Genomic DNA, 7,541 nt, shown 5'->3' on the forward strand with positions numbered 1-7,541 from the left:
CCATGAGGTGTTGAAGCCAGGGTTACCGCCAACTTTGACCAGACCGTTGCTTGTGATGCGCAGTTTGAGGGAGCCTGTGTTGCGATTGCAGTAGTTTTTCCAGCTGGCATTAATGATGTTGCCCTGGATGTTGCCGGTGATCAGATTGAAGGGCTTGCCATTGAGGAATCCTTTCATTTGGAATGAATTGCCGCTGCGTTGTGCGGAATAGACGCCTTTGTTATTGCCTCTGAACCAGCCGTTGAGGTTGAGCTGCGACTGTTGCTCCTGACAAGCAGGAGTGTTGCTGAGGGAGCCTGGATTTTGTGTGGGAGACCATGAGGTGTTGAAGCCAGGGTTACCGCCAACTTTGACCAGACCGTTGCTTGTGATGCGCAGTTTGAGGGAGCCTGTGTTGCGATTGCAGTAGTTTTTCCAGCTGGCATTAATGATGTTGCCCTGGATGTTGCCGGTGATCAGATTGAAGGGCTTGCCATTGAGGAATCCTTTCATTTGGAATGAATTGCCGCTGCGTTGTGCGGAATAGACGCCTTTGTTATTGCCTCTGAACCAGCCGTTGAGGTTGACCTGCGGTTGTGTATCGGGGCTTGATGGCCCGGAACCGAGGCGCGTTAGTCGATATTGCATCTCTTTGGGCACGTTGCCGCCCATGGGCGCTGCATTGGCGTAAAGCATCCTGTCGGGGCCCCGCATTACCCATAGCTGATTGGAGAGTGATTGAAGCTGAAGGATGTTGCTGACCCTGTTGGCGCGGAAAAGACGGTTTCTGCTGGCGGTGTTGCAGCCACGCATTAGTTTGAGTTTTTTTTGAGAGTTCACACTCACCCAGCTATTGGGATCTTGCGTACTTCGCAGCGCATAGATTGTTCCGGTAAGGCCATCTCGATTGCTCAGGTCATAGATGTCGAAGGTTTCCCAACTGGTGCTGCCGCTAACTCTGTTGCTTGTTGCACCGACGTAGGCACCGGAGCCAATGCCTGCTCGCACATATTTATTGGTGACTTCGGATTTCAAGGAGTATCGGCCCAGCAGCGTTCCGCTGTTGCATCGGGTGACGGCCCTGGCGGAGAGGGGGGCGAGTGTATCGAAACCGCTTAGACCAGCTGCGGCTACGAAGCTCAAGGCGAGGGATTTGGTTGCGAAATTCATTGGTCGAAAGGTGAGGATTAGGAGTTCTCTTAGAGAGAGGCGGTGACAGACCACCGATGAGCCCAGGATCTCCGTGATCGCATGCAGAGTTGTTGTCGGAGCTCTCATCCTTTTGTGATGTTGGTCACAGTCAACGGGTTTGGCAATTCGTATGTCAGAAGACTTTTCGACCTGGTGAGTGGTTCAAGGTCAGTTGGTGCTTAAAGACATCCCTACAGCAACCGTTGGATCTGGTTTTTCCCTCGCTTCACAGCGATACTTTTTTTGAGGAGTTGATCGGCAAGTTGCCCTTTCGCTTCATGGTCCACTCGGCTTCAATGCCAGCCTGTGCTTCTACTTCACATGGCTGTTCCTGTTTTTGTAAGAACTCAAGCTGTTGCTCTGATTAGCAATGAACGAGCCAGATCTCTTTACATGGGTTTGTAACCTCAGCTTCAAAGACAAGCAGAATCGTCAATATCACAGTTTTCGAGTCAGCCTGCTCGGCAGGTGCTTCTTCAAATCGTCTATGTACTAGTGGATGGATGAGGGGCCTCGAGTGATTGAGGCAAGATAAGTAGAATGGTTAAAACATGTGTAGAGTCTTGAGGGACTCGTTTAAAGCCCTCTTGTTACTCCATCAATCTTCATAATGCTTGGTACTACTTAATGCTTTTCTTTCGCGCGTACATGCTTTTTATTACATCCTGGGAATGCTTTAAGTGGTTGCCTTTAGCTAAGCAGCTTCGATGCTGAGATGAGCCTGGCTCTTCTTCTAGAGCTGCTGATTGCGCTAAGGGTTCGGGTTGCTTATTTCTGCAAGTCTGACTGGTGCCCGGGATCGAACGGATTGGAAGGGATGTCGCTACTGAGATCGAGTCGGATTAGATGGTGACTTGATTGGTTGAAGAGGAGAGGTCCAGGCTGATTTCATGGCATATGGGAGTTTGCCATAAGAATGATTGATTGATTGGTGAGTGGCATAGTGCCCAGAGCTTTTCTGAGAGGTGTTGTGATCAAGCTCACAGAAATAATTGACTGGCCTCACATTCTGAGCATTAGCATAGCCATATGATTAGAACATTGAGGGAATTAGTCAATCCTCAATCAATCCTTCTCTATCGTCATGCTCAACATTAAATGCGCCAGTCAATGTGCACTTGCTGCTTCGCTGATGGCGCCAGTCTGGGTTGGATCTCTTTCTTCAGTCCGCTCCCAAAGCTTGCCTCAAGGTTTTGATCCCCAGCCTTCAGTCGAGAATTTAAAGCCAGGGATCCGGGATGAAATACGGGACCCGTTTGGTCAATGTGATATCCAGCTGTTCTGGCGGATTACAACTCCGACCAGTTCCTTTAAGTATCGTTCAGTGGGCGGTTCTTCCGGGTCGGTTACGGCACCAGGCAAATACACCTCCAGCCAGATTATTCGCGCTTTCCCGGTCTATAAGAACGTGGGAAAAGGAAACTGTAAATCGTTTACAAATCGAATTCAAATCCGGCGGACGGTTGATGGTGCTTACTCCGGAACGTTTGATCGCAATGTAGTTACTTGCCGAGGGTCTGGTCCCCTTAATTCCCTGCGTCCCGGTGAAGTATGCAATGCAGATGGTGTGAAATTGGCTTCTCCTGCAGCATGCCCGGTTGGAGGGGGTAAATTTTTTGCTCAAGCGGCCCGTATGAATTGGGATCGAAATCAGCGCAATAACACTTATAAGGTGATATTTAAGACACGACGCGGTGATAGGCCCTGCCCTCAGGCATCCTGATTGCACTGTTATCTAATGCCCGTGCTTAGTGCGGGTTCGGTGCTTGTTGCTATCCATCTCCAGGTAAAGTGTTTTATAGCCCCGCCGCGTGTGGGGTTTTTTATTGCCTTGCTGGCCCTGTGGGCAGCATCACTGCACCTATTCATTGCAGCGATGGAGAGTGCATTCAGCTAACTCTGTTTTTAATCAGGCGGCCCTGAAGGATTCCCTTCAGAGGCTGGCCCTTGTCAAGGATGGTGGGATTCAAAGGGTCTTCTTTGACGAGTACCACGCCGCCCCGAAGGATGGCGTTTAGGTCCACCAACGTCCCACGTTCAACCATCTCCATTGGCGGAATGGTTGGATGTGTTCGGTTGAGTTTGTCAAAACCGCTGTTTGAAGCGCATTAGTCCGCGAGGCATAGAAAACTCAAGCTAATTGGCGCCTTCAGGCATCGGAATATTGCAGCCCCAAGCAGCATCCCGATCGATCATTTCATTCACTAAGTTTGCAAAAAGTCAGCTCATGCCCCAGGGGGGTGACTCAAGCTGTGTTGATCCAGGCGGGAAAAGACTTTCTCGGGGACATAGAGAAAGCGGCTGGTCACTTGTGCACTTATCGCCGCAGCGGGCTCAGTGGATTTTGCGAGTGCTTCACGCAGATCGAAACCCTCACCTACCAATGTGAGCAGTTCGGTGATCATCTGAACTGTCTCAGGTACGGTGTCAGCGGCCCAGGCGATAGGCGCGTCATGGTGGTAATGGTGGTGCCTCCTTTGCCAGATTGAATGCTCAGGAAGACCTTGCACTGCATGTTTTGGAGAGACCAAGCCTTAGGGCAGCTGTTGCGCAGTCTTGTGATCGATTTTGCCGAGGCAGCTGTGAGAGTGAGGGTAGTAAGGCGTTGGTCTAACGAAGGATGGTGTAAGCGCAAAGGCAAAATTGCCCCCAAAGACAAAACCCAGTTACAGCGCAAAACTCCTGCAGTAAGTGGGTTTGAGTCTTAAGCCGATGCCTTGACTTAAACAGGCGATTACCAAATCGTAAGAGAGCCCTGTCTGGGACTGAAAATTCAGTTTTAGCTGGAAGTCTGTCGAATTCTCCCGGCACGTTTCAGCAATTCTTACGCCATAAGTGGGCACGCGTGCCTACTGGGTATCACTAGTTTCGGCGGGGTTCAGCAGCATTGACGCCTACCGCAAAGGCTGATCCGTGGACTTCTGATCCGATTTTCTTTAATTCGTTGTGAGTCAGGCGTCTTGATGAATGCCAGAAATGTGCTGGTTCTGGTGCTTGCCGTTCTGGCGGTGACATAGCCCTCATGCTGGGCGAAATACGCCAAGTTGACTGACCAGCGCAGGGGAATGTGCCAGTTACAGATTGAGTATGGTCGCTAATACAAGCCGAAAACTCACATCCACTTCAAAAGCAGCAGCTTTCTGCCAGAAATAAACAGCGTTGATCAAAGAATAGGCCAAGATCGGCATGGAGTTCAATGGTCTTCCGCAAGTCGCTGAAATTCCTGCCTAAAGAAGCGATCAGCCTTCAGCGGGGCGGCTGTAAAGCTTGGAGCTGATCGTCATCAGCAGCAGGAAAACGAAGCTGATGGACAGGATTGCAAAGCTTTCGATGGTCTTTGTCGGCGCCTGGGCAGAAAGACTCTGACAGAGATTTAATCCGAACTGTCAATTCGACCTCAAAGTCAGCCGGTCACTGAACGGGGCGAGCTGCCTTATAGAGGCTGAGCGTGAAGCAAGCAGCGCCGAAACTGACGATCAGAACTAGGAGATCCGAGGTGCCGAACATGAGATTGCTGCTAATAAACAAATATTAAGCAGATCATTGCGGAATGTAAAGAGGTTGTCCGAAGCGGCTTTCGCCTCCCCCGCTGTCCGGGTCCTATTGGACGCTCCCGCCCCCCTCTCAAAACCGAGAGGGGGCTGGACGTTTCGCCAGCGAGTCTGCATGCCCAATAAGGACCGACTACTTGTTGAGTGCCATGCACTAAAAGGCAGTGTCAGACCAGGTGGCGAAGGTCAGCAGGCCAGTGCGACAAGAGCAACGATGACGACGGTGGCGGTGATGGGTTCCATGGTGTTCTGCTGTCTTTAATCACCATCGATTGGATGCCCTAAATCCACAACTCCATACACAGGTGAATCAGTGGTGAATTGGATGAGAATGCCCTCTGATCCTTTGAGCAAGCACACAGGCTTGCATGAGGCAGGTCATCGAGTCAGGAACTGAAACCGGAGACGGTGTGTTCGCCGATAAGAAGAGCTATGGAACTCATACTGGCGATTATCTTTTTTGCCATCTGGGTGCCAGCTCTTCTAGAGCTCAGCATCAGGATTCATGAGATGTGATGCTGTTAAATCTCGAGGCTGATGACATCTGAGTCACTCAGTTTCAGACCAAGGCTCCGCTCTCATGAGTGGGGAGTTTGATTGCCCGTAAAGACTTCCGCCCGTTCAGCTCTAGCCAATCCACCGCATCCGTGAAGCCCTGGATGAATTGTCTATCTCGCTTCCATGCAGCAGCGCTCTCGGCTGGCATGAGCAACCGGCTAATAGCACGGAGTTGACTCCACCGACCTATTCCAGAATCTCGGTTTCTACTTCAGCCTTAGCAGATGTCTGGTCTGCAAGCTCCCGTAGCTTGGATTCAATCCAAGCTCTTCTTGGATGGGCACGCTATGCCCATTTGCTTGAGACCCCATGCTGTGACTTAAGCCGATGACCTGACTTGAACAGGCGACCCACGCTTTACGAAGGCGTCCACGAGCCCAGTCGTTGCAAGGGTTGTCTAGTCAGGCACTGGATTCTTGCTCTCACCCGCAGGCGTCTGCAATCCGCTGCAAGCAGGGTTTGACGGAAAAGTGAGAGCAGTGCTCTCACTTTTTTGCAGACCTGTTTCAGGCTTCTGCAGCACTTTGCAGTCCCGGCTGACTTGTCGGCTTGAAGGTGCCCAGGTCATCCGCATCCACGCGGTCCAGCACCATTGCCAACATCAAGCGTTTGCTGGTCGATGCCATGTGGGCCAGCAACAAACGCAGCATGACCGCCGCTCCCTCGGGGTCGCTTGCTGCCAGTGCATTCAGAAATTGCCCTTCGATTCGTTCCAGATCAGCCAACCCCTGCAGACATGTCAATTTGACTTTCGGGCTGGTGGTTTCTGGCATGAACAACTGATTGTAGGTTCCAGTTTGCCGAGCATCAGCAAGTCGGTTTCGCCATCGTGTCGGGATGCCAAGCAAGGACCGCCCACTTGTTGATCGCCACCCGCCAAAGGCAGGTGTGGGTTGGCTGGTGAACACCCAGGAACAGAAGGTCTGCAGCTTCACCAATGCCAATCCAACCGCACACGCGCAGTGGGTTGTTGTCGAGAGCAGACCGCTACGCGGCAGTGGTCAGCCTGTGGTTCGTCGGATGCTCAGGCACAACGCGATCGAAGCCTGGGAAACGATGCTGAAAACAGGCGGGTGGAAGCGTTGTCAGCCCAAGTGGTGACGCTCAGATCTGCTTGATGGAAATGCATTTCACATCTGATGCTTTGGCTGATAAACCGACCTCCTTTGTTCGGTTATGAGTAGTGACTCGGATGCTCGGCAGGTCTAGACCAAAAAAGTCTCGCAAATTCACGACATGGTTTCCCGTACTGAATTTAAAGATGACGTCCTAAAATTGGCCGTAAGTGTTCTTCAATCAGCCAGGGATCCCGAGCATATTCTCAAGCACGCTAAATATTTTTCTGTTCCTACCAAGTCAGAGCTTCACCGGGATAGTATTAAACGACTTTTAAATCATCCACAGCTGCGGCCTCTGATTAATGAGCGATATTCCATTGCGTGGCCCTCATTGGCCGAAATGGCTGCGATGCCAAAAGGAAGCCTTGGTTTTTGTATGCAGCAAAGGCTTACGTACCTTGGTATTGATAAACTACCAATGACCTTGCCATTGATTGACGACGAAGAGGATTATGTCTTAAATAGATTGTCAATATGTCATGATATTCAGCATGTCGTTATGGGCTTGCCTATTTCCGTTGCGGGAGAAGCAGCGGCGAGTGCATACAATTTAATTACAAAAAACATGCCATTTCATATTGGATTATTAGCCACTTGGTTGACCCATGGACTGATTGAGCCCGATGAACATCGATTGATCTGGGAAGGTATTAACTATGGCTCTCAACTAGGTCTTTCTGGAGTCTTCCTGGAAGCGTTTCGCTGGGAAGAAGGATGGGAGCGACCTTTGGCTGAATGGCGATCTGAGCTTGGTCTAACTTCTCTACTGGAGATTTCTCCTTTTCAGGATGAAATACATCGGTGGGAAACTCTTTCTTCTTGAGAATGAATACTAATGCTTTAAACAATAAAGATTCCTATGATTCTTTTTCGCAATCGCAACTACTGCATCAGCATCCGAAGCAGCTTTCAGATTCTCCTGAAGGCTGGTGTCGCCTTTGACCTTCTCTAGGAACGCGTTGAGTTGCTCATCTGACATGGTGATGAGGACATTTCAGAAGTCATAGCAACACCCTGCTGCAATAGCTTTGGCTGACAATCACTGCGCTCAATCGTGCCAGGTATTGAAGGCTGATTCATGGTCTTTTGGGGGTGTTTGAAGCAATAAAAAACCCCTTAGGGCTTTGAGTGTGTAGGCTGTGGC

Annotated in this window: 7 protein-coding genes and 1 pseudogene; 3 read left to right on the forward strand and 5 right to left on the reverse strand. The window is 50.5% G+C overall.

Translation table 11 applies throughout. From position 1 onward, the window contains the following. From DXY31_RS03295 to DXY31_RS17295, 3 genes are all read right to left on the reverse strand, one after another. Window positions 1-1,149: hypothetical protein (locus DXY31_RS03295; protein ID WP_114992137.1), on the reverse strand; the 1,149-nt coding region annotated here is incomplete at its 3' end. 1,910 nt (window positions 1,150-3,059) lie between these two features. Further along, on the reverse strand, window positions 3,060-3,215 hold the full coding sequence (locus DXY31_RS16715; RefSeq protein WP_170953524.1) for a hypothetical protein: 156 nt from the start codon (window positions 3,213-3,215) through the stop codon (window positions 3,060-3,062). Window positions 3,216-3,395: 180 nt separating this feature from the next. Continuing rightward, window positions 3,396-3,701: a hypothetical protein gene (locus DXY31_RS17295; RefSeq protein WP_137024882.1), complete on the reverse strand. Its 306-nt coding sequence runs from the start codon at window positions 3,699-3,701 to the stop codon at window positions 3,396-3,398. A gap of 1,030 nt (window positions 3,702-4,731) precedes the next feature. Here DXY31_RS17295 and DXY31_RS17300 point away from each other — a divergent pair. Then, the gene (locus DXY31_RS17300; protein WP_206749785.1) at window positions 4,732-4,983 is read left to right on the forward strand and encodes a hypothetical protein; all 252 of its coding nucleotides are present in this window, start codon (window positions 4,732-4,734) and stop codon (window positions 4,981-4,983) included. A gap of 802 nt (window positions 4,984-5,785) precedes the next feature. Here the strand turns inward: DXY31_RS17300 and DXY31_RS03315 are convergent. Then, entirely contained in the window at window positions 5,786-6,052 is a 267-nt protein-coding gene (locus tag DXY31_RS03315; protein WP_114992140.1) for a hypothetical protein, read from the reverse strand. A 64-nt stretch (window positions 6,053-6,116) separates the two neighbouring features. On the opposite strand from DXY31_RS03315, the gene DXY31_RS03320 reads away from it, so the two are divergent. Both DXY31_RS03320 and DXY31_RS03325 read left to right on the forward strand, forming a co-directional pair. After that, on the forward strand, window positions 6,117-6,380 hold the full coding sequence (locus tag DXY31_RS03320; RefSeq protein WP_114992141.1) for a DUF1651 domain-containing protein: 264 nt from the start codon (window positions 6,117-6,119) through the stop codon (window positions 6,378-6,380). A 135-nt stretch (window positions 6,381-6,515) separates the two neighbouring features. Then, complete coding sequence (locus DXY31_RS03325; RefSeq protein WP_114992142.1) at window positions 6,516-7,220, forward strand: Coq4 family protein; 705 nt, start codon at window positions 6,516-6,518, stop codon at window positions 7,218-7,220. A gap of 42 nt (window positions 7,221-7,262) precedes the next feature. On the opposite strand, the pseudogene DXY31_RS03330 reads toward DXY31_RS03325, so the two are convergent. Then, window positions 7,263-7,376: pseudogene (locus DXY31_RS03330) on the reverse strand (Nif11-like leader peptide family RiPP precursor); the annotation flags it as partial. Between the last annotated feature and the right edge of the window lie 165 nt (window positions 7,377-7,541).

It is taken from the genome of Synechococcus sp. UW179A (assembly GCF_900473965.1).
GTDB lineage: Bacteria > Cyanobacteriota > Cyanobacteriia > PCC-6307 > Cyanobiaceae > Synechococcus_C.